This window comes from Paenibacillus sabuli, from assembly GCF_014705605.1.
Taxonomy (GTDB): domain Bacteria; phylum Bacillota; class Bacilli; order Paenibacillales; family Paenibacillaceae; genus Paenibacillus_D; species Paenibacillus_D sabuli.
Window position 1 is genome coordinate 1 of the sequence record NZ_JACXIZ010000100.1, and the last position, 1,388, is coordinate 1,388.

Below are 1,388 nucleotides of genomic sequence, written 5' to 3' on the forward strand. Positions count from 1 at the left end.
ACGCACCGCAACAAGGAAAATCGGGACAACAGCCCGTCCAAGAATGACGCCAAGGATGCGCTGGTCATCGCGGAGTCGGTCAGCCGCGGGTTCTACAGCGAGTACGAGCCGCTCTCCCCCACCTATGACCGGTTGAAGACGCTCATGAGCGACCGCGAGTACTGGGTCAGTCAACAGGGCAGTCTGGGCAACCGCATCGTGCGCTGGATCGACGTGTACTTCCCGGAGTTCCAGCAGGTGTTCAAGGCATGGGATGGGACCCGGGCGCTGGCGACGCTGCGCGCGTTCCCCTCACCCCGAGCGCTTCGCAAGCTCACGGCGGAGGACGTCATCAAGGGGTGGCAGGAGCAAGGCATGAAGCGCGCCGCCGGCGCCTTGGGCCAAGCCAAGGCCGAGCAGTTGCTGCAGTGCGCCGCCCAAAGCGTCGGCAAACGCGGCACGGAGTCCGAGGCCCAGCGCGACCTGAAGCGGCTGGTGGAGCTGTACGATTCGATCACGAAGGCGCTCCAGGAAGGGATGGAGGAGGTCGAGGCGCTCTTCGGCGATCTGCCGCTGGTCGAGCAGCTCCGCAGCATTCAGGGCCTGGGCAGCGTGGCCATCGCCAGTCTCTTCAGCTACGCTGGCGACCTGCGCCACTATGCCCACGGCGACCAGTTGCTGCGCCGCGCCGGCCTCAACCTGGCCGAACGCACCTCCGGACGCTACAAGGGACAGATCAAGCTGTCCAAGCGCGGGGACAGTGCCTTGCGCAAGCATTTGTTCCTGGCGGTCCTCAGCCTGGTGCGCCAGCACCCGGACTTCAAGCGCTGGCACGCTCACCATGTAGCGCGCGGGATGACGCGCATGAAGTCGATCCTGAAGCTGGTGGGCAAGCTCTGTCGCATCCTGGTCGGGATGGTGCAGCGCGGGGAGGACTACCGCAGACCGGGGATCGCCGCCGCCGCTTGATTCACGGCCACCGTCGTGTCGTCGCCAGTCAAACGAACCACCCAGCTTGATCCGCTTACGAATGCTCAGGCATTCGCAGGAGGCCCGATTCCAAAACGCACAAGGAACCGAGTATCGCAACCGTTAAGGGCTACGACCCGTCAGCTAAACGAAATCGGACTCCACCGCTTGGACAGGTGAAACGAAGGAATGGCAGGGCATAGACCCGTTGATGCATGGGAGGGTGAGCCTCCAAGATTCAGGTGGAGCATGTGCGACAGAAGAAGCGTTCTACGTAAGTGGCGACCACTCGCCCCTTCTGTTCCCGCATGCCCGAATCCATCCACGACGCGTCCATTCCCGTCCATCTCGTCGTACGCCGCCAAGGTGCGACTTGTGCAAAATCTCGAAATCCTGCGAATGCGTGAGCATTCGTGAGCAACCCTCTTAAATACGAGGGA

Annotated in this window: 1 protein-coding gene; it reads left to right on the top strand. The window is 62.8% G+C overall.

Annotation, left to right across the window (positions count from 1 at the left end; translation table 11 throughout):
- Window positions 1-948 (top strand): transposase (locus IDH44_RS26255; RefSeq protein ID WP_190921782.1); only part of this gene is annotated, 948 nt, incomplete at its 5' end.
- Window positions 949-1,388 lie beyond the last annotated feature (440 nt).